We start from the raw sequence: 25,294 nt of genomic DNA on the forward strand, positions 1-25,294 counted from the left end.
GGGTGCCGCGTGGCAACGCTGCCGAGTCCATTATGCCGACCTCCGGATTATGCCGATGTCGTCGCTGATCCCCTTGCGGGACTGGGATCTCGCGCTGGCGAGGTCGGCATAATCCGGTGACCTGATCGACGCTTGTCTCTCCATTCACGAAGAGAGGAGAGCGTCATGATCAAGGTGTTGCGGTCGGTGGTGCGGGGGCCACTGGAGTCGTATGTCGCGGGGTTCGCCAAGGAGTTAGCCGCGCAGGGATACACGCGCTGCTCCGCGGAGCAGCACGTCTGTTTCATCGCGCACCTGGACCGCTGGATGCTGGCCCAACACCTCACGTCAGGCGAGCTGACCGGGGAGGTGGTGGAGCAGTATCTTGCCGAGCGCCGCGCCGCGGGGTATGTGAACTACCGGTCGGGCAAGGCGATGCGACCGTTGCTGGACTATCTGGCCGCCCAGGGCGCGCTGCTCCCTGAGGTGATTGTGCTGGGGTCGGTTGAGGGCCTGTTGGAGCGCTACCGGACTTATCTGGTTGGTGAACGTGGCCTGACCCCGGGGACGGCTCGCTGCTACCTCGACGCAATCAGACCGTTCGTGGCGACCCGGCTGTGCGGGGATCAACTGGAGTTGGCCGGGTTGACCGCGGCCGAGGTGAGCGGGTTCGTGCTGGCGACCTGTCCGGGCCGCGCGACGGGGACGGCGAAGCTGATCGTCACCTCGCTGCGGTCGTTGTTGAACTTCCTTCACGTCGAGGGTCTGATCCCTGTTCCGTTGGCCGCTGCCGTCCCGGCGGTGGCCGGCTGGCGACTGGCAGGGCTGCCCCAGGCCCTCGAGCCAGCGCAGATGCGGCGGCTGCTGGCCAGCTGCGACCGACGACGGGCCAAAGGTAGGCGGGACTACGCCATCGTGTTGCTGCTGTCCCGGCTCGGGTTACGCGCCGGGGAGGTCGCCGCGCTTGAGTTGGACGATATCGACTGGCGGGCCGGGCAGATCCTGATCCGTGGGAAGGGCAGCCGGGAAGAACGGTTGCCGCTGCCCGATGATGTTGGGGCCGCGATCGCGGGCTATCTGCGCCGCGGTCGACCCAACGGCGTGCAACCACGCAACGCTTTTGTCCGGGTCAAGGCGCCGCATCGGGCGTTGACCACGGCCGGGGTGTCAGGGGTCGTCTACGACGCTGCCCAGCGTGCCGGGCTGGGCACGGTCCACGCGCACCGGCTCCGGCACACCGCCGCCACCACGATGCTGCGTTCGGGCACCCCGCTGCCGGAGGTAGGTCTGGTGTTGCGACACCGGCGCGGTTTGACGACCGCGCTCTACGCCAAGGTCGACCGTGACGCACTTCGGGTGCTGGCGCGACCCTGGCCACAGCCCGCGACGGGCGGCGTGTCATGACCGCCTCGCTGCGGGACGCGTTGAACGACTACCTCACGATGCGCCGCGCATTGGGTTACCGGCCGGCCCGGCCGGAGAAACTGCTCAACCAGTTCCTCAATCACCTCGACCACCTCGGGGTCATCGACGCGGACGGTGTGACCGTTGACGCCGCCTTGGAGTGGGCCTGCCTGCCAGCAGGTGGTGACGGGACCTGGTGGGCCTATCGACTCTCGGTAGTCCGCGGCTTCGCCAGCTACCTGCACACCCTCGACGCCACGGTTGAGGTGCCAGCGACCGACCTGCTGCCCTGGCAGGTTCGCCGGGCGTGTCCCTACCTGTACTCCGACAGCGACGTTGCCGCGCTCATCGCCGCCGCGTCGTCGCTGTCGACCCCGCTGCGTCGGGCCACGCTCGCCACGCTCATCGGGCTGCTGGCGGTGACCGGGATGCGGGTCGGTGAGGCGATCGCTCTGGACCGCGACGACCTCGACACCCGCAACGGGCTGCTGGTGGTGCGTCACGGCAAGTTCGACAAGACCCGTGAGCTGGTCCTGCATCCCAGCACAACCGACGCGCTCCGCGGCTACCTGCGCCGCCGCGACCAGCTGCATCCGTCTCCGCAGAGTCCAGCGTTGCTCATCTCCACGGCCGGCACCCGGCTGATCTACTGCAACATCCACTGGACCTTCCACCGCCTAGTGAAACTGGCTGGCCTCACCCCACGGTCGGCGACCTGCCGGCCGCGGATCCACGACCTGAGGCATTAGGCGGACGGCGACGTTATGCGCCCTGCGGCTCTGTTTCGGCTGGTGAGGCGCTTCCGGCGGGTGGTCCTGTCCGCATAATCCTGAGCGTGCCGGGGTCAACGTCCCAGCGCGTCGAGCCAGCCGAGTGTCATCCACCTGATCAGGAACACCTTCAAGTACGCCTCGAAGAAGTACTGGGGCCAGATCGCGGCCGACCTCAAGCCGATCTACCGGGCACCCTCGAGGGAGGCCGCCTGGGCGGCGTTCGAGGAGCTCGAAGAGAAGTGGGGCAAGCCCTACCCAGCGATCGGACAGCTATGGCGCAACGCCTGGGAGCAGTTCGTTCCGTTCTTGGACTACGACGCCGAGATCCGCACCGTGCTCTGCAGCACGAACGCGATCGAGTCCCTCAACGCCCGCTACCGCGGGGCCGTCACCGTCCGAGGGCACTTCCCGACCGAGCAGGCCGCCATGAAGTGCCTCTACCTCGTGACAAGGTCACTGGACCCCAAGGGCACTGGTCAGCAACGATGGACCATGCGCTGGAAGCCAGCGCTCAACGCATTCGCGATCACCTTCGGTGACCGGATGCCCAAGGCCGAGAACCACTGAGATGAAAACCGCTGCTTACACCGTTACTCGGACAGACCCGGCCAGCCGGCCGTAGGGCAATGGGCCCAGTCGTTGCGTGCTGTCGCGCGGACATGGTGAGCAACTTTTCGGTGGGCGGGTTCTCCGCAAGGTCGTTGATGGCGTCGCGCACGCTCTCGTAGATCCAGGCGACGCGCCGTCCCGAGGTGTCCCGCTTCGATGACGTGCTCTTCGGGCCTTCAGAGTCGTCGGCGAGGCCGCGTTCCTAGCGATGCCATCGCTACGCGCCTCGCGTCTGGAAGTCGACCAAGTACTTACCATGCGTTCTGGTCGGCATGTAAGTTCAGGTCATGAACCATTCCCGTCGTTCCCAAGAAGAGCGCTCGGCGTCGACTCGGCTGTTGTTGTTGGACGCCACCGTCACCTGTCTGGTCGAACGAGGATATTCCGGCACCACGCTTGCTGCGGTAGCCGAGCAGGCTGGCGTCTCCCGAGGAGCACAGCTGCACCACTACGGCACTCGTGATCGTCTCGTCACGGCTGCTGTCGAACACCTGGCGCAGAGGCGACTCGATGAGGTCCGCGCCAAGGTGGTCGGTTTGGCGGACGATGTTGACAGGCCACGTCAAGCCCTGGACCTGCTGGCAGGGGCCTTGTCCGGGCCGTTGTACGCCGCGACCTTGGAGCTCTGGGTGGCTGCGCGTTCGGACACGATGCTGCGCGAGGCGTTGTTGCCGGTGGAGCAGCGGGTCACCGCTGCCCTGACCGGATTGTGCCGCCGCTACATCGTCGACGATGCCCTTCTGGCGCAGTTGACCCTTGATGTCGTCCTTGGTCGGGGTGTCGGCGGGCTGCTCGTGCCGTTTTCGCCGACGCGACAGCGCAAGGCCCTGGACGCGTGGGCGTCGCTGTTGGCCGACAGGCTGGCGGCGCACCGATGAATGACACGTACCCGTCGGGGGTGGGTCCTGCGACTGCAGCTAAGGACGACGAGTTTCTGCCACCGCACGCCCAGGACTGTTTGGGCTGTGGGCCGGGTAACCCCCACGGCCACCATTTGCAGGCCCGTCGCAGCGGTGAGGGTGTTGATGCCCAGCATGTGTTCGACAAGCGGCACGTCGGTGCCCCCGGTATCGCACACGGGGGAGCCGTCGCGACCGTGGTCGACGACCTGTTCGGCTTCCTGCTATACGTGGTCGGCGAGCTGGCCGTGACCCGCAACCTAAACGTCGAATATCTCGCTCCGGTCCGGCTCGGCGTGCCCTACCAGTGTCAGGCAGAGCTCGCCCAAAGAGAGCGGCGGAAACTCTTCATGAACGCGCGGGTTAAGGACCAGGGTGGCTTGGTGGTGGTGACCGCGCGGGCACTGTTCCTCACCGTTGACGTCGCACACTTCGGCGACGAAGGCGCGGCGACTTTCGACATGCTGAGGAGGCGGTGAGTATGGAGACTCGGCCTGCCGAGCAACTGTTGGTCGACGTGCTGCTCACCGACCACGGTCCGTGCGGGCCCTACGACGCCTACCGACGTCTACGTGAACTTGCCCCCGTCCTGGTGACAACCTCGGGCGCTCTGGTGCTGACGCGCTACGACGACTGCGCCGCAGCACTGCGCGACCCGGCTTTGGGCAAAGCCGACGAGTCGCTAGGCTTCCGGTTGTCGGAGGTGCCCGAAGAGCTTCAACGCAGGGCGATGCAACGATTTCGCCGCACGATGCTGTTCCGCAATCCCCCTGACCACAAGCGTCTGCGTCACCTCGTGGCCTCCGCGTTCACCCCGCGTCACACCGAACAGTTGCGCCGCAAGGTCGTCGCTCAGATCGATGACCTGTTGGACGGACTCTCCGGAAGAACAACCGCCGACATGATCTCCGAGCTCGCTCTACCCCTACCAGTGGGAGTGATCGGAGACCTGCTCGGTGTCCCGTTGAAGGACAGGACCATGGCCGCCCCGCTGGTGCGCGACCTCGTGGCCCCCCTAGAGCCCGCTGCTGATGCGGCGGCGGTCCGGAGAGCGGCTGAGGCCGAGGACGAGCTCGCGGAGTACTTCAGCCGCCTTCTGACGGTCAAGAGGGACCGGCCCGAGGACGACCTCTTGAGCCGCCTCGCGACTGCCCGAGGCGACGATGTCCTCGATGACGACGAGTGCGTCGGTAGCGCGATCCTCCTCTTCGCGGCCGGCTTCGAGACGACTACCAACCTGATCGGCAACGGATTGGCCGCGCTGCTGGACGCACCTGACCAGCTCGCGATGTTGCGCGAGCGGCCTCAACTGGCGGCCGCTGCTGTCGAGGAGTTGTTGCGCTACGACACTCCCGTGCAGACCGATGGCAGAACTGTCCTGGAGTCGACCCGTGTCGCTGGGGTGGACCTCGAACCCGGGCAGGTTGTGCTCACCCTGCTCGGGGCAGCCAACCGGGATCCAGCCCGGTACCCGGACCCCGACCGTCTCGACCTGACCCGGGCAGGACCCTCCGGCTTGTCTTTCGGTTCCGGGATCCACTTCTGTCTCGGCGCGTCGCTGGCTCGGATGGAAGGCGCCGAACTGTTCCCGCGTCTGATCGCTCGCTTCCCAGATATTCGGCCCGCAGGCGAGCCCGTGTGGCGCCCAGGGCTCTCGTTTCGCGGATTGGCCTCACTGCCTGTGGCGTTGTAGGCGATCGCGGGGCGTGTGCGACTGCACCCTTCTCCCGCCCGCATTCACGATGATCGTGGGTGATCTGTTGTCTGCAGTCATCCTCGAGGGGCGTAAGCCTGTCGGAGCGGGCAGACGAAAGTCATTGCCGCGGCCTATCGTTCAGCGTCACGTCGACCGCCTAGACCGGCACAAGTTCACGACTTGCGCACGTGGCTCCGAGGGCACCGTTCGCCGGCTAGTGGAACGCGACGCGGGGACTCTTGTCGGGATTGGGGTGTGGAGGGCTGTACTAACGCGCGACAGCAGGCCTGGTCTTAACTGCTTCTCGTGTGTCGGAACTCGCTCGGCGACTGACCGGTCCATCGCTTGAAGGCATGGGAGAAGTTGGTGAGGTCGCTGTATCCGAGATCTGCGGCGATTTCACTGACCGGCACCGATCGGTCGAGCAGGCGCAGCATCGCGCGCTCTCGCAAGAACGATTGGCGCAGCTCGCGGAAGGTGGTCCCCTCTTCACATAGGCGCCTTTTGAGGGTGCTGGTGGACACGGAGAGCTCGTCCGCGACCTCCTGGCCAGTTCCCGTTCCGGGATACTCCTCCAGCAACCGTCTCACTCTCTCGGAGAACGACGTGGTTCCGCTCCGGTGGCTGAGAGTTCGCTGCAGATCAGCGATGGCGAGTCGATACGCGACGGGGTCGGCGAAACGGCAGACGTCGTTGAGGGCATCAGCGGGAACATGGAGGAACGACGCTGGTGCGTCGAAGAACAGACGTCCCGCTAGTGCTTCCTCATGTTTGGTTCGAGACGCTGGCGCTGACCAACTCAGGTTGAGGGTGACGGTGGGCATGTCGCCGGCGAGCATGTCGAGCAGTCGCAGTAGCGCCGATCCGCAGTAGGCGACGACCAGGCAGTCCAGACCCGGATCGCCGGTGTGTCCGGTGAGCCCCACGGTCAGGCCGTGGTCGCTTGGATGAAACTGTGGGCTGAGGGCCGTCGAGATCAACGGCAGATAGGTCAGCAGCTCCACGATCTCGACCACCGAGCCTGCGCTGACCAGCGGAAGACTCAATGGCCCGAAGGACATCAGCTGGGCCTGTTCAGCGAACGCCAAGCCCAACCCAGTCGCTTGGTCGATGTCGAGTTCGGGGTAGACCTGTCGAAACCACCGCAGCGGCACCTGGACGTCATGCTCGACCAGCGTCGTCTCGTTGGTTCCCTCGCCAGCCATGATGCTCCGAAAGCGAGCGATGGCGTGTGGGTCGAGCGCTTGGCTGTGGAGCAGTTGCAGGAATGCGAGTGGGGGCACACCTGCGTCATCTAGTGCCATGACACCCCTTTCTGACCCAAATTCACAAGTTTCTGACTCGGGTGACCATGGCCACATGGTTCCCTGTTGACCATGCTCGGTACAAGTTCAGATACCGAGGAGTTGATCATGGCAGTTGTCACATTTGTCTCCTACGACGGAGCGAAGCACGAGGCTCCCCTCGCAGACGGTCAGTCGTTGATGAAGATCGCGACCAACAACGCGGTGCCGGGCATCGACGGTGACTGCGGAGGCGAAGCCGCCTGCGGCACCTGTCACGTGGTCGTCGATCCTGAGTGGTCGGAACGTGTGGGGGGCTCCGGGCCCGCCGAGGAGGAGATGCTCTCGATGAACCCAGAAAGGCAGCCGACTTCCCGACTGTCCTGCCAGATGGACGTGTCCGAGACGTGGGACGGTCTGACCGTCAAGCTGCCCGAATTTCAAATGTGATCACGAGAGAATGGACCAGCTGAGATGACCGTGACGGGCCACATCACCGACAGAGTGCAATCGTCCATCCCGATGGAGCTGCAGATCCGGGGTGCCCACCTTTACGACAAGGCTCGACGGTGGGTGACCAGGACTAACGGCAAGAAGCTTTTCGTAGAGGCGCCCATCCCACCGGTGGAAGAAGTCGACCTCAAGGACATCGACCTCAGCAACCCCTTCCTCTATCGCCAGGGCCGCTGGGAGTCGTACTACGCGCGTCTGCGCAACGAGGCTCCGGTCCACTTCCAACCCCACAGTCCCTTCGGTCCGTTCTGGTCCGTCACCCGACACGCCGACATCATCGCCGTCGACAAGAACCACGACGTCTTCTCCGCCGAGCCCTTCATCATCATCGGGACCCCGCCTCGTTTCATGGATATCGCGATGTTCATCGCCATGGACCCGCCACGACACGATCTGCAGCGGGCCGCCGTCCAGGGCGTCGTCGCGCCGAAGAACCTGCGGGAGATGGAGGGTCTGATCCGCTCGCGTGTCCGCGAGGTGCTCGACAGCCTCCCCGTGGATCAGCCGTTCGACTGGGTGCAAGACGTCTCGATCGAGCTAACCGCTCGGATGCTCGCAACGCTCCTGGACTTCCCGTACGAGCAGCGTCGCAAGCTCGTCGAGTGGTCAGACCTCGCGAGCTCGATGGAGCAGGCTAACGGTGGTCCGTCGGACAACGACGAGGTGTTCCACGGCATGGTGGACATGGCGAAGGGTCTGAGCGCCCTCTGGCACGACAAGGCCGCCCGGACAGCCGCCGGCGAGGAGGCTGGGTTCGACCTGATCACCATGCTCCAGAGCAACGAGGACACCAGGGACCTGATCGACCGGCCGATGGAATTCTTGGGCAACCTGGTCTTGCTGATCGTCGGGGGCAACGACACAACCCGAAATTCGATGAGTGGTGGCGTCCTGGCGCTCAACCGGTTCCCCGACCAGTTCGAGAAGCTCAAGGCGAACCCCGATCTGATCCCCAACATGGTCTCGGAGATCATTCGTTGGCAGACCCCGTTGGCGTACATGCGCCGAATCGCCAAGAAGGACACACTCCTGAACGGGCAGTTCATCCGCAAGGGCGACAAACTCGTGATGTGGTACGCCTCCGGCAACCGGGACGAAGACGTTTTCGAACGGGCCGACGAACTGATCATCGACCGGAGCAACGCGCGCAACCACATCTCATTCGGCTTCGGCGTCCACCGCTGCATGGGCAACCGCCTTGCCGAGCTGCAGCTGCGGATCCTCTGGGAGGAGTTGCTCACTCGATTTGAGGACATTGAGGTGGTCGGCGAGCCTGAGTACGTGCAGTCCAACTTCGTGCGGGGTATTAGCAAGATGATGGTCCGCCTTACTCCGAAGCCGAACTGATGTCTGCGGAGCGAGCGCTCATCGTCGGGGCCAGCCATGCCGGAGCACAGCTTGCGGCCAGCCTCCGACAGGAGGGGTGGGTGGGGGAGATCCTCCTCATCGGTGACGAGTCAGTGCTGCCGTACCAGCGCCCACCGCTGTCGAAGGCTTACCTGGCCGGCAAGACCACCCTTCACGATCTCGCGATACGCAGCTCAGAGTTCTACGCCAAGCAGGACATCCAGATCCGGGACGCGACGGTTGACTCGATCGACCGCTCGGCGCACCACCTCTCGCTCGCCGACGGCGACACGCTGACCTACAGCAAGCTCGCCCTGTGCACGGGCGCCCGCCCCCGACGGCTTCCGGTGCCGGGAGCCGACCTCACAGGCGTCTACTACCTGCGCACCGCAGCCGACGTCGAGCTGATCAGGGCAGCGGCCGTCCCCGGATCCCGGACCGTGATCATCGGCGGGGGTTACATCGGACTCGAGACGGCTGCGTCCTTGCGGACGCTGGGGCTGGAGGTCACCGTCCTGGAAGCGACCGAGCGCGTCCTCGAGCGGGTCACCGCCCCCGACGTGTCTGCGTTCTTCACGCGAATCCATGTCGATGAAGGTGTCACCATCCGTACGGGAGCGCTCGTCGAGGCTTTGTCTGGTGACGGGCAGGTTCGTGAAGTGGTTTTGGCTGGGGGCGAGTTGATCCCGGCCGACCTGGTCATCGTCGGTGTCGGTGTGGAGCCGAACACCGAGCTCGCGGCTGCCGCGGGTTTGGCCGTCGACGACGGTGTGGTGATCGACGATCAGGCCCGAACTAGCGATCCCGACATCGTAGCCGCGGGGGACTGCGCCAGCCACGAGATGGCCCGCTACGGCCGTCGCATCCGCCTGGAGTCCGTCCCGAGCGCCGGCGAGCAGGCCAAGGTCGCCGCTGCGACCATGTGCGGGAAGTCCAAGGAGATCGCCGCTCTTCCATGGTTCTGGTCGGACCAGTACGACCTCAAGCTTCAGATCGCCGGTCTCAACACCGGGTACGACGAGGTCCTTCTCAGTGGTGACCCTGCCCAGGACCGTGACTTCACGTGTTACTACCTGCGGGGCGGCGAGCTCATCGCGGCCGATTGCGTCAACCGGCCCCGTGACTTCGTGAACAGCAAGCGGGCCATAGCGCAGCGGCTCCCCGTCGACCGGGCCGAGCTGCTGCGAGCCGGTTCGGGCTGAGAGCAGGACTTCCTCGTCCGCGGTTCGGTCGACTCTCCGGGGTCAGCGACGCTCTCGTGCACGGAGGCGCCTCACGTCGGCGCCCGCGTGCAGATGCATCCGGGAACGGGATCGTCGCGCCATCACGAACTCACCACGGGCCGGTGCCGCTCGGACATACCTGGTGAGGTGCTCCACAGTCCTATTCGTCCCACATCCCTCGGGAGGCATGATGAGCACCACGACCTCAGACCACGCGCTGGACGTGTACAACCCCGCGGACGGCCGGTTGGTCGCCACGCTACCCACCGACAGCGCGGAGAGCGTCGCTGTGGCGGCCGCGAGTCTCCGTGATGCCCAAGTCGCATGGGCTGCACTCGATCCTCGACAGCGAGCTTCCTGGCTGCGGCGCTGGCGCGACTGGATCCTGGCTCACACCGATGAGCTCACCGACCTGCTGCAGGCCGAAACCGGCAAGGTGCGTCCCGACGCACTGGTCGAGACGACCGCGTCGTGCGAGTTCATCACCTACTACGCCGACCACGCCGCTGAGTTCTTGGCGGAGGAGAAGGTGAGGTCAACAGGGTTGCTCAGCCTGGCCAAGCGACTTTCCAAGTCCTACCACCCCTATTCGCTGGTGGGGATCATCACGCCCTGGAACTTTCCCATCACGTTGTTCCTCATGGACGCCGCGCCGGCGTTGGCCGCAGGGTGTGCGGTCCTGGCGAAGTCATCAGAGGAGACGCCACTGACATGCGCACGCGTGATCGCGGGCTGGGCCGAGATCGGCGCACCGCCGGTCCTGGCTCATGTCGTGGGCGCCGGTGAGACTGGTGCCGCGGTCGTGGATGTTGCCGACTTCGTGCAGTTCACCGGTTCGACGGCCACTGGCCGCTCGGTGGCGATTCGCTGCGCCGAGAAGTTGAAGCCGGTGAGCTTGGAGCTGGGGGGCAAGGACCCCGCGATTGTCCTTGAGGACGCCGACCTCACGCGTGCCGTGGAGGGCATTGCGTGGGGTGGCTTGTTCAACGCAGGACAGGTTTGCATCTCTGTCGAACGGGTCTACGTCGTGTCCGCCATCTACGACGAGTTCGTGAAGCGGTTGAAGGACCGGGTGCAGACCCTGGCCCTCGGAGTGGGTCCGCGCGACGACGTGGGTGCGATGGTGACCCGCGCGCAGGTCGACACTGCAGACCGGCACGTCGCCGAGGCGGTGGCGGCCGGTGCCCAGGTCCTCGCCGGTGGCACGCGTGCGGCTGTCGGGAACTTCTACGCACCCACCGTGCTGGTCGACGTGGACCACTCGATGGCATGCATGACTGAGGAGACCTTCGGTCCCACGATCCCGGTGATGCGAGTCGCCGACGAGGACGAAGCGGTCCGCCTGGCCAATGACTCGGCCTACGGACTGTCGGCGACCGTATGGACCCGCGATCTTGCGCGAGGTAAGCGCATCGCTCGACGGCTCGATGCTGGCGCGGTCAACATCAACGATGTTTTCAGCAACCTCTTCGCCGTGACCTTGCCCCACAGCGGCTGGAAGGCGTCGGGGCTCGGGGCCCGTCTCGGAGGTTCCCACGGGTTGCACAAGTACTGCCGGGTTCAAGCCGTCACCGTGCCGCGACTGCCGGTCATGGCACGCGAGCTCACCTGGTACCCGTACTCCGCACGGCGTACGGCCATCGCCGAGCGGGTGCTGCACGCGGCAGCCGGTCGTGGTCTGCGACAGCGACTCGGCCTGAGCAAGGAGCACAGTCAATGAAGACGAACATCTCACCCACGGCCATCAAAACGGTGGCCATCACGGGAGGAGCGCGCGGCATCGGCTATCAGACCGCGAAGGAGCTGATCCGACGCGGCCACCGGGTGGCCATCGGCGACATCGACGAGGCACGATTGAAGGAGGCCGCCGATGAGCTTGGGGTGACCACGTTCTCGCGCCTCGACGTCACGGACCCGGATTCGTTCGGTGAATTCCTCGACCTCGTCGAGAAGCAGCTCGGGGCGCTGGACGTGCTCGTCAACAACGCGGGCATCATGCCGACCGGCCATGTTCACGAGGAAGACGACGCCGTGACGCGCCGCCAGGTGGAGATCAACATCCTCGGAGTGATCTTCGGAACCAAGCTCGCCCTGAAACGGATGCTGCCACGCAGTTCCGGACACATCATTAACACCGCCTCGCTCGCCGGGGAGCTACCCGTGCCCGGACTCGCGACCTATTGCGGCACCAAGTTCGCCGTCATCGGTTTCACCGAAGCGGCCCGCCAGGAGTACCGCAAGTCCGGCGTGCATCTCTCCACGGTCCGACCTACGTTTACCAACACCGAGCTCGTCGCCGGGACGGCCGGGGCCAAGGGCCTGCGCAACGCTGAGCCCGAAGAGATCGCCCGAGCTACGGCCGATCTGATCGAACATCCACGCCCCTTCGTGCGCGTCACCCGGCTCGCCGGCGGTGTCGTTGCTGCGATGAAGTTCGTCCCCGGGCGCTTGGCCTCAGGACTCGGCTCCGCTCTCGGCACCGATTCGGTGTTTCTCGGCGACGTCGACATGCAGGCCCGACAGACGTACCTGGACCGGATCCGAACCAGCTGAGCCACCCGATCTGACTCCGACTACCAGAGGGGTGCCATGTGAAGCACAAGACCATGATCGAGAACTATCCGCATCGGATGGGTGGGCACTGCGGTTCGGGCGCGATGCGCGACCTCCTGCACTGGCACGGCCTGGGCTGGGACGGACCGCCCGACGAGGGCCTCGTGTTCGCCCTAGGAGGAACGCTCGCACTGTCCTACTTTCGTTCCAGCGACCTCTTTCCGCCGCTGTACCTGGTGGGGCGGGGCGCCGACTTCGAGGTCGACCTCCCGCGGCGACTCGGCGGACGGGTGGAGGTCTTGACTACCGACGACGCGGCGGAAGGGTGGGCCTGGGTTCGTGACGAGGCGGACGCGGGCAGACCCAGTCTGGTGTGGGGCGACATCGCCGAATTGCCGTACCTACGGGTAAAGCTCCAGATGAGTCGTCACGACATCGTGGTGATCGGTTACGACGAGGTGGCCGAAGTTGCCTTCGTCATGGACAACGACCGAGCTGAGGTGCAGGAGGTCCCGCTCGAGGCCCTCGCTCGGGCACGGTCGTCCACGTCGTTCCCACAACCGACACGGCACTGCACCTACCGCATTACGTGGCCCGATGAGCTCCCCGCGTTGGCTCGGGCGGCAGCGGACGCATTCGCTCAGTCCGCAGCCAACATGCGCCATCCGACCCAGAGCGCCATCGCCGATCCCACATCGGCGTCCGTGGGCGCCGAGGGCCTGGCGGCCTCCACGGAGCTGGCCGCCGACGCGAGGACCTGGGCCGGTCTCCCTGCCGACGACCTCGAGATCCTGCTCTTCAGTCTCGGAGCCTTCATCGAGAAGGCAGGCACCGGCGGCGGTCTGTTCCGAAAGCTACTCGCCAACGGCGCGGCAGACATCGCGCGACTTGCCGGAGACCACGCCACTGCCGAGCTGGCTGACGTTGCCGCGAGCTGTGCGCAGGCATGGACCGATGTCGCTCGTGCGGCGGTCCAGCGCGACGTCGAGCCGCATGTTCGACTTGACGCGGTGGCACTGACCGCCGGTCGACTCCCCGAGGTCGAACAACGTCTCGTCGAGTCGCTGGAAAACGCCACCGACTCACTGCTCGCAGCCGAGCGCTGACTGCCACGACGGCACATCACGCCGGACCCGACCCTGCGCGGTTCGGCCTCGGCCCATTTCGCTAGCGTGAACGACGGCTCGACCGACCAGCGATCGCGGACCGAGCCGTGGTGAGCATTGCAAATTCGCGAGTCGAGCCCAGATCAGCTGGGCTTCGGCAGAGACCGGGCGATGATCTCCTTCATGATCTCCGTTGTGCCGGCGTAGATCTGGCTGATGCGCAGGTCGGTCCATGCCCGCGCGATCGGGTACTCATCCACGTAACCGTAGCCGCCGTGGAGTTGCAGGCACGTGTCGGCGACCTGCTGCGCGCGCTCCGAGGACCAGTACTTCGCCATCGCCGCGGTCGGGATGTCGAGCTTACCCTTGACGTGCAACTCCAGGCACTCGTCGATGAAGGCACGCGTGACCCGGGCCTCGGTGGCGACCTCGGCGAGCTTGAACTTGGTGTTCTGGAAGCCGAAGATCGGCTTCACGAACGCCTCGCGCGAGAGCGTCTATTCGTGGGTGATGTCGAGCATCAGGTTCATCGAAGCCGCGCAGCTAATGGTGACGAGGAGGCGCTCCCGCGGGAGCTGCATCATCAGCTGGATGAAGCCCTGACCCTCTTCGGTGCCGAGGAGGTTGCTGGCCGGGACGCGTACGTCGTCGAAGAACAGCTGGCTCTTCACAATCCAGGGTGTAGCCGTGGTCTGAAGCCGCCAGACTCGAGTAGCGATCGGGCGATGTAGTTGGTGAGGTTGCGGAACCCGAGCGCTGAGCCGCGGAGGTGTTCAAGGCGTCCGTTGATCGCCTCGGTCGGCCCGTTGGATGTGCCGGGGCGTTCGAAGTAGGCCAACACGTCGTTGGCGCGCTTCTTCAGGGTCCGCCCAAGCGTCACGAGCTCGACGAGGGCGGCCGGGACGCCGTGGCTGATCGAGTCGATCAGCTTGCTCATCAGGTCGCGGCCCTTGGTGCGGTCGGGCTCGCGGTAGGCGGCGATCATGCGCTGGTAGATCCACCAGGTCACCTCGACCTCGGCGTGCTCGTCGATGGCGAACAGTGCATCCAGGCGGTCGTGCTGCTTGTCGGTGAGCAGGCCGGCGCCGGTGTGCAGAGTCCGGCGCGCGCGGTAGAGCGGGTCGTCCCTGCGGCCGCGGTGCCCATGGATGGCTTGCTGGACTCGGCGTCGGCACTGGTCCAGCGCGTCGCCGGCCAGACGGACGACGTGGAACGGATCCATCACTGCGACCGCGTCGGGTAGCTCCTCGGTGGTGGCGGTCTTGAAGCCGGTGAACCCGTCCATCGCGACGACCTCGACCGCGTCGCGCCATGACTGTGGTCGCTCCGCCAGCCAGGTCTTGAACGCCTGCTTGGAGCGGCCCTCGACCATGTCAAGCAGCCGGGCAGGTCCGGTGCCGTCGCGGATCCCGGTGAGGTCGATGATCACGGTGACGTACTTGTCGCCGCGCCTGGTGTGCCTCCACACGTGCTCGTCCACGCCGATCGCAGTGACGCCGTCGAGCCGGGCGGGGTCATCGATCAGAACCCGCTTGCCTTCGGCGAGGACAGCGTCATTGGCGGTGTTCCACGCGACCCCGAGTCCTTCGGCGACCCGGGCCACCGTCAGGTGCTGGCGCACGATGGCCTCCAACGCCCACCGCAGCCCGCGACGCGACAGCTTCGCTCGGGGCTCGGCCGCTCGGCTGGTGTCCTGGCGCCACACATGTCGGCAACCCGTGCACCGGTAGCGCCGCACCGTGATCAGCAGTGTCGTCGGTCGCCAGCCCAGCGGCTCGTGTGCGAGTTCTCGGGTCACCGTGTCACGCGGCACGCCCTCGCAGCCGCAACGTCGACACCACTGATCGGGCTCGACAATCCGGCAGGCGAGCACGGCACGGTCGGGCTCGAGCTGTTGGCCGGTGACTTCGAGGCCGAGCTCGTCGAGGCGGCAGAACGTGGTCAGGTCAGGGCAAGCGAAGGTAGCGTGAGACAAGTCGAGGTCTTCCAGATGGCGAGCGTCAGAACTTCCATCATCGGGAGACCTCGACGTCTACCCGGCCACCTGCTGGCGGCGGTGTGGACCGGTGGCGCCTGGTTCATCCTCTTCTTCCTCCCGATCTACACATTCGCCCAGCGCGCTGCCTTGCACGAGCCGCTGCGCGAGCGAGCCGAGGCCGCAGCCCAGTTGGCCGAACGGAACCACGAGCTCGAGCTCGCCAATCAGTTCAAGATCGACCTGATGGGAGTGCTGGGCCATGAGATCGGCAATCCCCTTGCGTCCATCTTGGGCAATGCCGAGATGGGCGCCGAAGCCCTGGACACCTACGACATCGCCGACGCGAGCCAGGCGTTCACGGTCGTGGAGAGGAACGCCCTTCAGATCCGTCACGTGCTCCACGATCTGCTGACCATGGTCACCAGCAGCGACCGAGGCGCCCTCGCCGCCCATCCCGAGCCCACACCGCTACGTCCGCACCTGGTCGCCGCCGCCGACTCCCAGCCACCTAGAGAGCGCCCCACGATCGAGTGCCCGCCCGCACTGACCGCCCTGGTCCAGACGGGCCACCTCGACCAGATGCTGGCGAACCTGTTGGTCAACGCGAGCAAGTACGCCGGCGGCGCCACCAAGATCGCAGCCCGACCCACCTGGGCCGGGCTGATCGAGATCTCCGTCCTCGACGCAGGTCCGGGCGTGCCGGAGGCATTCCGCCAGCACCTGTTCGAGAGGTTCAGCCGCGAGGCGGAAACTGCTCGGCAGGTGATGGGCAGCGGGCTCGGCCTGTTCATCACCTGCGAGCTCGCGCGCGCCAACGGGGGTGACCTCATCCACCGCCCGGCACGTCCGCGGGGCTCGGAGTTCGTGATCATCCTCCGGCAACCTCCTGCACCCGCAGCATGATCGGCCCTGACGTTGTGCACGGGGCCTTTGGTGCCACGAACGACGGCGACGCCAGCGGTGCGCTGGTGGTAGAACGGAGCTAGATCACCCGGGGCGAGGAGAGGTGACATGCCAGGTCGAGTCAGGGTTGGTAGCGCAGCGGACTTCGCCGACGGAAAGTTGCACGCCGTGGATGCTGAGGGCACGTCCCTCGTGATCGGTCTCGCCGGGGACTCGCTGTGCGCGGCGCGCAACCGCTGTCCACACCTGGGCTTCTCCCTCACCAAGGGGCCAGGTGGTCTGAGGTACGCCGATGGCCAGGTCGTGTGCCCGTGGCACAACTCCCGCTTCGACCTCGCGTCGGGCGACAACCTCGACTGGGCGCCCGGCTTCGCCGGTAGGGACATGCCCAGCTGGTCGCGCAAGTTGATCGCGCTCGGCAGGAAGCCATCGCCGCTGACGACGTACGAGGTGATCGTCGAGGGTGACGACGTCTACGTCGAGCTCTGAACGTCGTCGCCACACGCCCGGCGAGCATCTCCGGAGCGGGGCAGGTGGGCCGATCCCTCGCAGGCCCGCCGACAGATCCTCTGTGGAACGCCCGCTGCCTCCGGCGAGGCCCTGCACCGAGAGCGTGAGCCCCTGCGTTTGCATGGGGCCGACTGCAGCGGGGCGCTGTCACCATCGGTCCAAGCGTGGCCCGGTCGGATGCGTCGAGTAGCCCATTCTGACGGATCTTTTGGCGCCTCGTGGTTGGAACTTTCCCGACACGCGATGCTCGGCTCATGCTGCTACGCGGTCGACATGAAGTCGTGCTCGAGAAGGAACGGGTGAGGTTGGTCCCCAGACGGGGCTGGATCCGGTCTGAGGCCGTGGAGGTGCGCTACCTCGACGTAGTCGGAATTTCGATCGTCGAAGCGCGCTTCAGGGAACGCGGGAAGTTCACCCTGCGGCTCGTCGACGGGAGCGATATCACGACAACCTTCCCGAGGCGCGCCACACTCAAGATGAAGGCCGTCCAGCATCAGGTCTGGAAACGGGTACGGGCCGCCCGCGCTGCGAGCGAGGAACGCTAGAAGTCGTTGTCGAGGTCGTTCTCGGTGTAGATGGTGGTGGCCGCGGCGTTGCCGGCGAGGTCGGTCGCCCCGATGGCGGGTGTCCAGGTCGCGTTTGCGGCGGCCGTCGCGACCGTGGTTATGGTTGCACTGGGTGTGCCGAGCGTGATGGTGAGGCTCGAACCGCTCATGGTGAGCGTGGAGGGTGTCCCTGGCAGGCCGAACGTCCTCGCCTGGCTTACGTAGTTTCCCCGCAGGTTCACGGTTCCGAGCGGCAGCAGAGTCGTGTTGGTCGCATCGTAGATCGTCAGCTTGTCCTTGCTACTGCTATTCGCTGCTCGGACCACGACGTTCTTGGTCGTCAGGCCGTTCCAGCCGGCGATGATCGAGGCGGGGGCGACGGCCTCGGAGTAGGTGAGGGTGTAGGTGTCTCCCGCTTCCAGCTTGCGGGGCGTCGAGAAGTTGTTCGTGGTGAAGCCGACCCCTGTCGGTTTGATGCGGTCGATGATGAATGCTGTGCTCGTCGTGTTGGCGTTGCCGACGGCGTCGGTCGCGCGGACGACAAGCGTGTACGTGCCGTCGGCCGGGAAGCTCGTCGCGGCGAGCGCGTAGCTCCACGACGTCGTGCCGGTCGCGGTGATCCAGTTCTGGCTCGCGGCGGTGAACGTGGTGCCGGTCAGGTAGAGCCCGGTGCTGGCACGCTGCACGCTGATCTCGACCTTGCTGACGCCGCTGGGCGTGTCCGAGGCGGTGCCGCAGATGTCGCCGGTCGCTGGGACACAGCCGGCGTCGTAGGTCGTGTTGTTGTAGCGGCCACCGGTGTCCGGGAAGGTGGTGCCGATGGTGGGCGCCGTAGCGTCGACCGTCCAGGTTCGGCTGGTGGATGCGCCGGTGTTGCCTGCGCCGTCGATCGCTCGCACCTCGAAGGTGTGCGAGCCGTTCGCGAGTGTGCCGTAGGTTTTGGGGCTGGTGCAGCTTGTCCAGGTGATCGCGTCGAGGTGGCACTCGAAGCCGGCGCCTGTCTCCCCGGTGAAGGAGAATGAGTCTGCGGAGCCGGCGGTGGTGCCGGTCGGCCCGGAGGTGATGGCGGGTGTTGTTGGCGCGGTGCGGTCGATGGTGAGGCTCAGGGTGTCGAACCCATGCAGCCCGACCCCGTCGGTCGCGCGTGCGCGGAATGTGTAGCTGCCCTCGGCGGGGAACGACGTCGGGGCTATCGCGTAGGACCAGGAGGTCGTTCCGGTTGCCGGCAGGAAGACCTCGGTGGTGCTGCTGAAGCTGCTGCCGTTCCAGTACAGCGACGTGCCCGCGCGCTGGATGCTCACATCGACGCCGGTCAGGTTGCCTTGTGGGTCTGACGCGGTACCGCAGATGTCACCGGCCGGGGTGCTGCAGCCCGCAGAGTAGGTGGCGTCGTTGTAGGGGCGGCCGGCGTCGGGGAAGCTGATGTTGGCGCTGGGCAGGCCGGCGTCGACGGTCCAGGTGTGGGTGGTCGCCGCACTGATGTTCCCGGCCGTGTCGGTGGCCCGGACGCCGAAGGTGTGCGACCCGGCGCTGAGCCCGGTGTAGGCGACGGGGGCTGTGCAGGTGGCCCACACCCCGGCGTCCATTCGGCACTCGGCGCCGGTCCCCGCCTCGGCGACGGTGAAGTCGAACTACACGGAGTCGCCGCTGGGGTCGGTGGGGGCTTGGACGATCTGCGGTGTGGGCGGCGCCGTGGTGTCGAGGGTCAGGTCGACCTGACCTGTGGTGGCGTTGCCGACGGCGTCGGTGGCGCGCCACCGCACGGTGTAGTTGCCGTCGGCGGGGAAGCTGGCCCCGGCGAATGCATACGACCAGGAGTGGTCCCGGTGGCGTCCAGCCAGGTCTCACTCGCGGCGGCGAAGGTGTTGCCGTCCCAGTAGCTGTTCGTGCTGGCGCGCCGGATGCTGACGGCGACCGTGGTGAGCCCGCTGCCGACGTCGCTCGCGGTCCCGCACACGTCTCCGGTCGCCGGGGTCCCGCAACCGGTCGCCCAGCCGGTGAGGTTGTATCTGGTGGCGGTCGGGAAGGTCATGGTGGCGGTCGGGGATGTCGCGTCGACCGTCCATGTCGTCGATGTGCCGGCACTGGTGTTGCCGGCGCCGTCGACCGCCCGGATGTTCACGGTGTGTGACCCGTGCGAGAGTCCGATGTAGGTCTTCGGGCTCGAGCAGGAGGTCCAGGCGCCGGCGTCCAGGCGGCAGTCGAAGACGGCGGTCGCGTCGGTGTCGGTGAAGGCGAACGTCGCCAACGACCCGCTGGTGGCCGGTGGCACGCTTGTCAGGGTGGGAGTCGGCGGCGCTGTCCGGTCGATGGTGAACGTGCGCGCGTCGTAGCCGAAGTTGACGCCGTCGGATGCCTGGGCCCCCCCGAGTTGAGCGACCCCAGCTCCCGGTATCTACCCGTCACCACGTGGCCCTTGGTGCGAGTGTGCGCGGCAAAGACCAGCGCCGTGGCTGAATGGAAGTATCCGGGGCGAATCGAGCCAAACTAGTGACCAACTGCCCATTCCGGCTAGGGCCCTTTGGCTAGGAATGAGGGCCACAAGGCTCTAGCCGACCAACGACCTCATGGCGACGGCTACACGCGGCCACCGCGCGATAAGGATGGCACGGCGTTGCCGAAATCGGCTAACAAGTCAAGGCGCCGACTTCGCCGACGAAGCTCGCCTGCGGGCGGCGCTGACGCGCCGTCGTCTGTTGCGAAAACCGGCGCGGAAACAACTCGTCGGACTTAACCGCCGATAACTACCGTTACGTCGACTACTAGTTGCCCTCTCGCCTCACCGGTTAGACGGTGATGTTGTTCGCATGGCTCGCCACCGAGCGATTGCCGACGACCTGCGCCAGGCGCACCCTGTTTGGAGAGTTCGCTGACTGGCGACACACTGCCCTCGATCGCCGACCTGCAAAAGCGCTCCCACGTGCCCGGTTCCATAGCTCCGGTCGGCTTCTCGTTGGTCGTCGTGGCTATGCGGGCCAAGGTCACCGCCACCGGGGGCGCGAGAGTGCTATGAACCGCCTCCGCTCATGGGACGCAGGATCGCCTTCCATGCCTTCCATGCCTTCGAGGGATTGACGGGCACCTGTGTCCACTTGTGGCGCAGAACGGCAGGTCAGCTAGGCATCGGCTGAGCGTGGAGCCGTCAATCACCCCGCCTTGCAAGCAGGGGTTCAGGGGTTGGGGTCACCCCAACTCCAGCCCATTCCGGCCTCTCAAGTAGGGGGCTCCGCGAGCAGGGGCAACGTCGAGGGCGGCGTCGACGGCGCCCCGACCATCGCGCCGGTAGGCGCTGCGACGCGGGCCTGCCATCGCCCGTCGCAGCGGCACCGCGCGGCCTTCGGACAGGGCTTCGTACGAATGCATTGGCCAGCGCATGTGCAGAGCATGAACTGGGTGCAAGAAGCGGTGTGCATCGCGCGGACCGCCCTGACGCCACCCTGGTGTCCGATTTGGCACCATGGCGGTTGCTTCTCTAGGCATGGCAACGAACTGGGTCGTTTTGCGATTCATGACTGATGCACTTCGAACTAGAGTCGAAGTCGACGAGCACGTCGAGAACGCTGTACGGGCACTCCACGGCCTATTCCAGGATGGCCAGGTCCGGGCTGACTACGCCGTTCCGCCCGTCATCCTCGGTCTTGGTCATGCACGCCCGCGCTGACGCGGAACGGGCCGCCGCCGAGCCTGTCACCTCCGACGCTCGGGTGATCCAGCGAGTAACGGATGCACTTCGAGCGAACCCCGATCATGGGAACCGGGACGGCTTCTGCCTGTCGCAGTTCGTCGAGCGCAGTACGGAAGCGAGCAACGTGCCCCTACGGGTGCGAGATCGACAGACTCTTCACGCGATCGTCGCTCTATTGGACCCGCAGTACTCCCGCAGACCACCGACGATGGACACAACAGATCGTCCGACTAGGCAAGAGCGGGTGATCCCGGGTCGCGGGGGCTGGACAATGGCGCATGCATCATGAGCATCGCGCATCAACTCGAAGTGTCGTCGAGCCAGGCCTATGTCAGTGTCGCCAGGTGATCTTGACGCAATCGGGGTTGAATTTGTAGCGAATGCCGTCGACGTAGTAGCTCGGTCTTGCGCGGTCAGCCTCGACGTCGATTCGCTCGATCACAAGGCTCAACAGCTTGCGCCGCCAGGATAGGGGATTGGCTCCCCAAGCCTCACGAAGCGTTGTGATGGGCGATAGGAGCGCTTGGGCCTGTTCGGACGAGTAGAGCGCCGATAGCTCGACCTCGACGATTCTTAAACGATCGCGGACGCCGTCGCGGAGCCGGAAGTACTCGTCGCGGTTGAGCAGACCCTCGGTGCGCTCTTGCTCGAACTCGTCAAGCCGGTCACGCAGCGCGGTCTCCTTCTGCCGTAGCGGATCGATTTCGGCGGCTCGGGACTCCTGGGCGACTAGCAGGGCCTTCATCTCGGGGGTGTCGAGGCGGTACAGCACTGACTCGCTTACCAGATGGTCGATGGTGACCGCGACCCTCATGAGGTTGCCGCAGCCGCGCTTCAGATCGCCCGGCACACACCGATACTTGTCACGGACCGGCCCGCTAGGGCGGTCGTTGTGCGCTGACCCCATCATCTTCGCGCCACACTTGCCGCAGTAGAGCAGTCCGGTGAGCAGATAGCGACGGTTGTCCGACCGGGCGCGCTTGCCATCGCCGTGGCGGCGCTGCCACTCCGAGACCAGCCGGGCGTGCAGGTCTTTAGAAAAGATCGGCGTCCATGTACCTGGGAACTCCTGTCCCTTGTAGACCCTGATCCCGGCGTTGCGCTTGCTGAGCAAGTGATCCTTCACCACCCGGCGGGACCAGTGGCCGCCGGTCGCGGCCGGTATCTCGTTCTCGTTGAGCCACGTGGTGATCTCGGTCGTCGACCAGCCGATGAGGAGGTATCGAGCCATCTGGTTCAGGACGGTGGCCTCAGTCTCCACCACCTCGCCGTTCCTCTCGTAACCGTACGGCCGCGAGACGAAGTGGGGCTTCCCTGCCTCTGCTTGCTGGCGGTACGCGCGGACTTGCCGCTCACTCTTGAGCTCGGTCTCGTTGCGTGCGGTCGAGGCGACTATGTCCGCGAGCATGCGACCGTTGGCCGTGCTCATATCGAAGTCGGAGCCGCGGACTAGAGCAAGCACGGTGCTGTGGCTTTGACCTACTTCCATGAACCGCATCTGATCACGACGGGTCTTCAACAGCCGCTCGAAGGTCCAGGAGATTACGACATCGATCTGGCCGGTCTGAATCAACTCAAGGATGCGCTCGAAGCCGTCACGGGTCTTGGTAGTGAGAGCGCTTACGTCGTTGTCCCGGCAGGTCTCAATCACCGAATAGTCACGGAGCTCAGCCAACTTGAGGCAGTCTTCTCTCTGACGAGTAACGCCAAGCTCTTCGCCAGAACGGTCCTCCGAGATGCGCAAGTACAGCGCCGCTCTCAGTGTCATCGGCTCCTCCAGGTGCATGCCCTCTAAACGGTACCTCCTTGGCTGCACGTCGTGCTCGAGGGGATCAGCCGCGGGTTCTCGGCCGTCAAGACCGCAATGCCTAAAACCACTGCTAGATTCTGGTGGCATGCAGCAGCAGCGAGGTTTGCCCCAAGCGCCCGCGATCTACGCGAGGATTAGCCTCGACCGCACTGGACAAGCCCTCGGTGTCCAGCGGCAGATCGAAGCATGCCGCGAACGATGCGAGGCGCTCGGCTGGCCTGAGCCGAAGGTGTACTCAGACAACGACATTTCTGCACGCTCTGGCAAGCGTCGCCCCCGTTTCGAGCAACTTCTGGCTGACGTGCAAGCCGGGTATGTCGATGGGCTAGTCGCGTGGCACCTCGACCGAGTGTTGCGGCGAGTGGTCGACTTGGAGCGGGTGCTGGATGCGATCGAGGCTCAGCGGTCCGCGATCCCGGTGGTGTTTCTCCAGGCTGGCGAAATCGACCTAACCACCCCGTCCGGCCGCCTTCTCGCCCGGATCCTCGCTGCCGTCGCCGCCAACGAAGGCGACGTGAAGTCTGCCCGTCTTTCCGCGCAACGAGCACAGGCTGCGCAGGCAGGTCGGGCCCATGGACCGCTCGGGTATGGCTATGACGATGAGCAGCACATCATCCCCGAGGAGGCTGGCGTCATCCGAGACGTTGCACGCCGGCTCATCGAAGGTGACTCGCTGTACTCGATCGCGGCCGACCTGAACGAGCGCGGAGTGCCTACCCCTGGTAGTGGAAAGTGGGACGCGAGGCGGGTTCAGCGGGCCGCCGAGCGGGACGAGCGTCAAGCTGTCACCGCCGTCATCGAAGGCGCGCGCAGCAGCAGTTCTCTCACCCCTGGCGCTCTCGCGCGCCTATTGCGGAAGGCTGGAGGAAACGCCGAGGTGTGCTCCGCAGCTTGGGTCCGCGACCAACTCTGGGTCGAACATGTCACGTCTCACGATCACGGTCTGGACGACTCGACCATTGCCCGGATGCTGTTTGCGGCCGGCGTGCCGGCGGACCGGTCATACTGGCGGGCTGCGAACGTGCGCGCAATGGTTCGCCGCGGATCACTGTGTGGCTGGCGCGAGTTCAGCCCCGGCCAGCGGGGAGGCTATGGCGAGTTGATCTCGCCGGGGGACTGGACCCCGATTCTGTCCAAGGAAGCGATTGAGGACATCCGGCTGGTTACAGACCGACCCCGGACAAAGCGTGGCCGTGAGCCGAAGTATCTGCTCGCGGCCATTCTTAAGTGCGGCAAGTGCGGCTCTAGCTTGGCCGGGTCACCGACCCGCAACGGTGGTCCGTTCCGGTATGCCTGCTCCAAGCAGCCGGGCCGACCGCACACCTGCGGTGGCCTTACCATCGCAGGGCCTCAGACTGATCGGATCGTCTCCATGGCCATCATTGACGCGGTCGCGGAGGCCAAGGTCCGCTCAGGTACCGCCCAACGCCGCACCGCCAACGGTGCTGCGGCACGCGGGGCCGAGGAGACAATTGCCGAAATCAGTCGCTTGCGAAAGCACTACGGCCTGGAGTTCGCAGCTGGGCGATTGCACCAGGAAGAGTGGGATGCCGTGCGCGAGGGGTGGGCGCTCCGCCAGCGCGAGGCAGAACGCGTGCTGGGGACGTGGGCGCCAAACCTGCACGCGGTGCTGTCTGATGTGCCGAAAGACCGTCCAGACATCGAGAAGTGGTGGGAATCGGCGTCTGTACGACGCAAGCGAGAGATCGTCCAGGTGCTAGTCGAGAGGATCGAGATCGCGCCTCGAGAGAAGATCAACAACAGGTTCGACGATTCACGGATCGGTGAGCCGGTTTGGAGGATCTAGGCTGCGGGCAGGCCCGATCGCTGAGACTGCGGGCCCTCCAAAGCCATGATCTCGGCGAGTCGATTGAGCACTCCGGATCCGGTGATCACAGGAGATTTACCCTGCTTGGCACGGGCCTCGCGTGCTCGGCGCGAGTAAGCGTTTGCCATGTCATCGAGCGTGCGCTCCCGACGCGCGCCAGCGTTGGCGCTTTCAGTGGTGTGGACTGATTCGTTCACGGGGCTGCTCCTTGGAGACCGGAGACGGTGTCTGGTCACCTAAGGAAGGACGTGGCGTCCGTACGATCACCTTCCGCGGAACATCGACTCACCCCGAGCCATGCCGCGGGTGCCTGTGGCGCTGGGTGTAGTTGGGCGACTCAGCGTGAAGGAGCGTGACCGCCTGTATGAGGTGCTTCCGCTAGATATTTACTGTGTAGCTCGGCATTGGAACAGCTGCGAGGGGCATTTGCCCGGCTGCCCGCGTGCACCTCGAGCTCGTGGTTGAGTGACGCCGCGCTCGCCCTGTTGCTCGATTCAACCGTTCTCGCGCTGGCTCGACGAAGAGCCTCGACGAAAGGGCGAGGTGCGCTAACGATCTTGCGGGCAAGAATGTCTACCGGCGAGATCCATACGACGTCGCCAACTGGATCGGCGGCGACGAGGCCGGCCTCGATGTCGTTGTGCGCCCGG

At 65.6% G+C, this 25,294-nt stretch carries 23 protein-coding genes and 2 pseudogenes; 16 read left to right on the forward strand and 9 right to left on the reverse strand.

Annotation, left to right across the window (positions count from 1 at the left end; translation table 11 throughout):
* Positions 1-165: 165 nt before the first annotated feature.
* The 6 genes and pseudogenes from CF8_RS08015 (at position 166) to CF8_RS08040 (ending at position 5,357) form a co-directional block, all read left to right on the forward strand.
* Positions 166-1,383 (forward strand): site-specific integrase, encoded by a 1,218-nt coding sequence (locus tag CF8_RS08015; RefSeq protein WP_010832623.1) that lies wholly within the window; start codon positions 166-168, stop codon positions 1,381-1,383.
* Positions 1,380-2,132 carry a tyrosine-type recombinase/integrase gene (locus CF8_RS08020; protein ID WP_010832624.1) on the forward strand — a complete coding sequence of 251 codons (753 nt, stop codon included), beginning with the start codon at positions 1,380-1,382 and terminating at the stop codon, positions 2,130-2,132. The genes CF8_RS08015 and CF8_RS08020 overlap by 4 nt, the downstream gene beginning before the upstream one ends.
* 102 nt (positions 2,133-2,234) lie before the next feature.
* Positions 2,235-2,723: pseudogene (locus CF8_RS08025) on the forward strand (transposase); the annotation flags it as partial.
* Between the two features lie 329 nt (positions 2,724-3,052).
* On the forward strand, positions 3,053-3,643 hold the full coding sequence (locus CF8_RS08030; RefSeq protein WP_036490535.1) for a TetR/AcrR family transcriptional regulator: 591 nt from the start codon (positions 3,053-3,055) through the stop codon (positions 3,641-3,643).
* Positions 3,640-4,143, forward strand: a complete 504-nt coding sequence (locus CF8_RS08035; protein WP_051204155.1) for a PaaI family thioesterase — start codon at positions 3,640-3,642, stop codon at positions 4,141-4,143. Before CF8_RS08030 ends, CF8_RS08035 begins: the two co-directional genes overlap by 4 nt.
* Before the next feature lie 2 nt (positions 4,144-4,145).
* A complete protein-coding gene (locus tag CF8_RS08040) occupies positions 4,146-5,357 on the forward strand; it encodes a cytochrome P450 (RefSeq protein WP_010832628.1) in 1,212 nt (403 codons plus the stop codon).
* Positions 5,358-5,653: 296 nt separating this feature from the next.
* Here the strand turns inward: CF8_RS08040 and CF8_RS08045 are convergent, their stop codons facing one another.
* Entirely contained in the window at positions 5,654-6,664 is a 1,011-nt protein-coding gene (locus tag CF8_RS08045; RefSeq protein ID WP_036490539.1) for a helix-turn-helix domain-containing protein, read from the reverse strand.
* A 108-nt stretch (positions 6,665-6,772) separates the two neighbouring features.
* On the opposite strand from CF8_RS08045, the gene CF8_RS08050 reads away from it, so the two are divergent.
* The 6 genes from CF8_RS08050 (at position 6,773) to CF8_RS08075 (ending at position 13,385) form a co-directional block, all read left to right on the forward strand.
* The gene (locus CF8_RS08050) at positions 6,773-7,093 is read left to right on the forward strand and encodes a 2Fe-2S iron-sulfur cluster-binding protein (RefSeq protein ID WP_036490541.1); all 321 of its coding nucleotides are present in this window, start codon (positions 6,773-6,775) and stop codon (positions 7,091-7,093) included.
* 24 nt (positions 7,094-7,117) lie between these two features.
* A complete protein-coding gene (locus CF8_RS08055) occupies positions 7,118-8,503 on the forward strand; it encodes a cytochrome P450 (RefSeq protein WP_036490543.1) in 1,386 nt (461 codons plus the stop codon).
* The gene (locus CF8_RS08060) at positions 8,503-9,705 is read left to right on the forward strand and encodes an NAD(P)/FAD-dependent oxidoreductase (protein WP_036490545.1); all 1,203 of its coding nucleotides are present in this window, start codon (positions 8,503-8,505) and stop codon (positions 9,703-9,705) included. The genes CF8_RS08055 and CF8_RS08060 overlap by 1 nt, the downstream gene beginning before the upstream one ends.
* A gap of 211 nt (positions 9,706-9,916) precedes the next feature.
* A complete protein-coding gene (locus tag CF8_RS08065; RefSeq protein WP_036492574.1) occupies positions 9,917-11,446 on the forward strand; it encodes an aldehyde dehydrogenase family protein in 1,530 nt (509 codons plus the stop codon).
* The gene (locus CF8_RS08070) at positions 11,443-12,279 is read left to right on the forward strand and encodes an SDR family oxidoreductase (RefSeq protein ID WP_010832634.1); all 837 of its coding nucleotides are present in this window, start codon (positions 11,443-11,445) and stop codon (positions 12,277-12,279) included. Before CF8_RS08065 ends, CF8_RS08070 begins: the two co-directional genes overlap by 4 nt.
* Positions 12,280-12,317: 38 nt before the next feature.
* Positions 12,318-13,385, forward strand: a complete 1,068-nt coding sequence (locus CF8_RS08075) for a BtrH N-terminal domain-containing protein (protein WP_010832635.1) — start codon at positions 12,318-12,320, stop codon at positions 13,383-13,385.
* Between the two features lie 143 nt (positions 13,386-13,528).
* On the opposite strand, the pseudogene CF8_RS08080 reads toward CF8_RS08075, so the two are convergent.
* The 3 genes and pseudogenes from CF8_RS08080 to CF8_RS08085 all read right to left on the reverse strand — a co-directional run.
* Positions 13,529-13,864: pseudogene (locus CF8_RS08080) on the reverse strand (acyl-CoA dehydrogenase family protein); the annotation flags it as partial.
* 18 nt (positions 13,865-13,882) lie between these two features.
* Complete coding sequence (locus tag CF8_RS23020) at positions 13,883-14,056, reverse strand: hypothetical protein (RefSeq protein ID WP_232211594.1); 174 nt, start codon at positions 14,054-14,056, stop codon at positions 13,883-13,885.
* On the reverse strand, positions 14,053-15,360 hold the full coding sequence (locus CF8_RS08085; protein ID WP_084622818.1) for an ISL3 family transposase: 1,308 nt from the start codon (positions 15,358-15,360) through the stop codon (positions 14,053-14,055). Before CF8_RS08085 ends, CF8_RS23020 begins: the two co-directional genes overlap by 4 nt.
* Before the next feature lie 246 nt (positions 15,361-15,606).
* Here CF8_RS08085 and CF8_RS08090 point away from each other — a divergent pair, with 246 nt between their 5' ends.
* The 3 genes from CF8_RS08090 (at position 15,607) to CF8_RS08100 (ending at position 17,321) form a co-directional block, all read left to right on the forward strand.
* Complete coding sequence (locus tag CF8_RS08090; RefSeq protein WP_232211625.1) at positions 15,607-16,266, forward strand: sensor histidine kinase; 660 nt, start codon at positions 15,607-15,609, stop codon at positions 16,264-16,266.
* Between the two features lie 108 nt (positions 16,267-16,374).
* The gene (locus CF8_RS08095) at positions 16,375-16,755 is read left to right on the forward strand and encodes a Rieske (2Fe-2S) protein (RefSeq protein ID WP_036490551.1); all 381 of its coding nucleotides are present in this window, start codon (positions 16,375-16,377) and stop codon (positions 16,753-16,755) included.
* 275 nt (positions 16,756-17,030) lie between these two features.
* Positions 17,031-17,321 (forward strand): hypothetical protein, encoded by a 291-nt coding sequence (locus tag CF8_RS08100; protein WP_156887181.1) that lies wholly within the window; start codon positions 17,031-17,033, stop codon positions 17,319-17,321.
* Here CF8_RS08100 and CF8_RS08105 read toward each other — a convergent pair.
* The 3 genes from CF8_RS08105 to CF8_RS08115 all read right to left on the reverse strand — a co-directional run bounded on the left by CF8_RS08105 (position 17,318) and on the right by CF8_RS08115 (position 22,792).
* Positions 17,318-18,907 carry an Ig-like domain-containing protein gene (locus CF8_RS08105; RefSeq protein ID WP_010832640.1) on the reverse strand — a complete coding sequence of 530 codons (1,590 nt, stop codon included), beginning with the start codon at positions 18,905-18,907 and terminating at the stop codon, positions 17,318-17,320. The genes CF8_RS08100 and CF8_RS08105 overlap by 4 nt on opposite strands.
* Before the next feature lie 119 nt (positions 18,908-19,026).
* Positions 19,027-19,593, reverse strand: a complete 567-nt coding sequence (locus tag CF8_RS21935) for an OmpA/MotB domain protein (protein WP_010832641.1) — start codon at positions 19,591-19,593, stop codon at positions 19,027-19,029.
* A gap of 1,744 nt (positions 19,594-21,337) precedes the next feature.
* On the reverse strand, positions 21,338-22,792 hold the full coding sequence (locus CF8_RS08115) for a recombinase family protein (RefSeq protein ID WP_036490557.1): 1,455 nt from the start codon (positions 22,790-22,792) through the stop codon (positions 21,338-21,340).
* 109 nt (positions 22,793-22,901) lie between these two features.
* Here CF8_RS08115 and CF8_RS21940 point away from each other — a divergent pair, with 109 nt between their 5' ends.
* Entirely contained in the window at positions 22,902-24,623 is a 1,722-nt protein-coding gene (locus CF8_RS21940; RefSeq protein ID WP_198016968.1) for a recombinase family protein, read from the forward strand.
* Here the strand turns inward: CF8_RS21940 and CF8_RS21945 are convergent.
* Both CF8_RS21945 and CF8_RS23025 read right to left on the reverse strand, forming a co-directional pair.
* On the reverse strand, positions 24,620-24,841 hold the full coding sequence (locus CF8_RS21945) for a hypothetical protein (RefSeq protein ID WP_156887182.1): 222 nt from the start codon (positions 24,839-24,841) through the stop codon (positions 24,620-24,622). The two genes, CF8_RS21940 and CF8_RS21945, sit on opposite strands and share 4 nt — an antisense overlap.
* A 140-nt stretch (positions 24,842-24,981) precedes the next feature.
* Positions 24,982-25,294 (reverse strand): hypothetical protein (locus CF8_RS23025; RefSeq protein WP_232211595.1); only part of this gene is annotated, 313 nt, incomplete at its 5' end.

This window comes from Nocardioides sp. CF8, assembly GCF_000389985.1.
Classification (GTDB): domain Bacteria; phylum Actinomycetota; class Actinomycetes; order Propionibacteriales; family Nocardioidaceae; genus Nocardioides; species Nocardioides allogilvus.

Coding starts and splice junctions, on each gene's coding strand:
- CF8_RS08015 (WP_010832623.1), top strand. CDS start 166: ATGATCAAGGTGTTGCGGTCGGTGGTGCGGGGGCCACTGGAGTCGTAT.
- CF8_RS08020 (WP_010832624.1), top strand. CDS start 1,380: ATGACCGCCTCGCTGCGGGACGCGTTGAACGACTACCTCACGATGCGC.
- CF8_RS08030 (WP_036490535.1), top strand. CDS start 3,053: ATGAACCATTCCCGTCGTTCCCAAGAAGAGCGCTCGGCGTCGACTCGG.
- CF8_RS08035 (WP_051204155.1), top strand. CDS start 3,640: ATGAATGACACGTACCCGTCGGGGGTGGGTCCTGCGACTGCAGCTAAG.
- CF8_RS08040 (WP_010832628.1), top strand. CDS start 4,146: ATGGAGACTCGGCCTGCCGAGCAACTGTTGGTCGACGTGCTGCTCACC.
- CF8_RS08045 (WP_036490539.1), bottom strand. CDS start 6,664: ATGGCACTAGATGACGCAGGTGTGCCCCCACTCGCATTCCTGCAACTG.
- CF8_RS08050 (WP_036490541.1), top strand. CDS start 6,773: ATGGCAGTTGTCACATTTGTCTCCTACGACGGAGCGAAGCACGAGGCT.
- CF8_RS08055 (WP_036490543.1), top strand. CDS start 7,118: ATGACCGTGACGGGCCACATCACCGACAGAGTGCAATCGTCCATCCCG.
- CF8_RS08060 (WP_036490545.1), top strand. CDS start 8,503: ATGTCTGCGGAGCGAGCGCTCATCGTCGGGGCCAGCCATGCCGGAGCA.
- CF8_RS08065 (WP_036492574.1), top strand. CDS start 9,917: ATGAGCACCACGACCTCAGACCACGCGCTGGACGTGTACAACCCCGCG.
- CF8_RS08070 (WP_010832634.1), top strand. CDS start 11,443: ATGAAGACGAACATCTCACCCACGGCCATCAAAACGGTGGCCATCACG.
- CF8_RS08090 (WP_232211625.1), top strand. CDS start 15,607: ATGGGAGTGCTGGGCCATGAGATCGGCAATCCCCTTGCGTCCATCTTG.
- CF8_RS08095 (WP_036490551.1), top strand. CDS start 16,375: ATGCCAGGTCGAGTCAGGGTTGGTAGCGCAGCGGACTTCGCCGACGGA.
- CF8_RS08100 (WP_156887181.1), top strand. CDS start 17,031: ATGCTGCTACGCGGTCGACATGAAGTCGTGCTCGAGAAGGAACGGGTG.
- CF8_RS08105 (WP_010832640.1), bottom strand. CDS start 18,907: ATGGACGCCGGGGTGTGGGCCACCTGCACAGCCCCCGTCGCCTACACC.
- CF8_RS08115 (WP_036490557.1), bottom strand. CDS start 22,792: ATGCACCTGGAGGAGCCGATGACACTGAGAGCGGCGCTGTACTTGCGC.
- CF8_RS21940 (WP_198016968.1), top strand. CDS start 22,902: ATGCAGCAGCAGCGAGGTTTGCCCCAAGCGCCCGCGATCTACGCGAGG.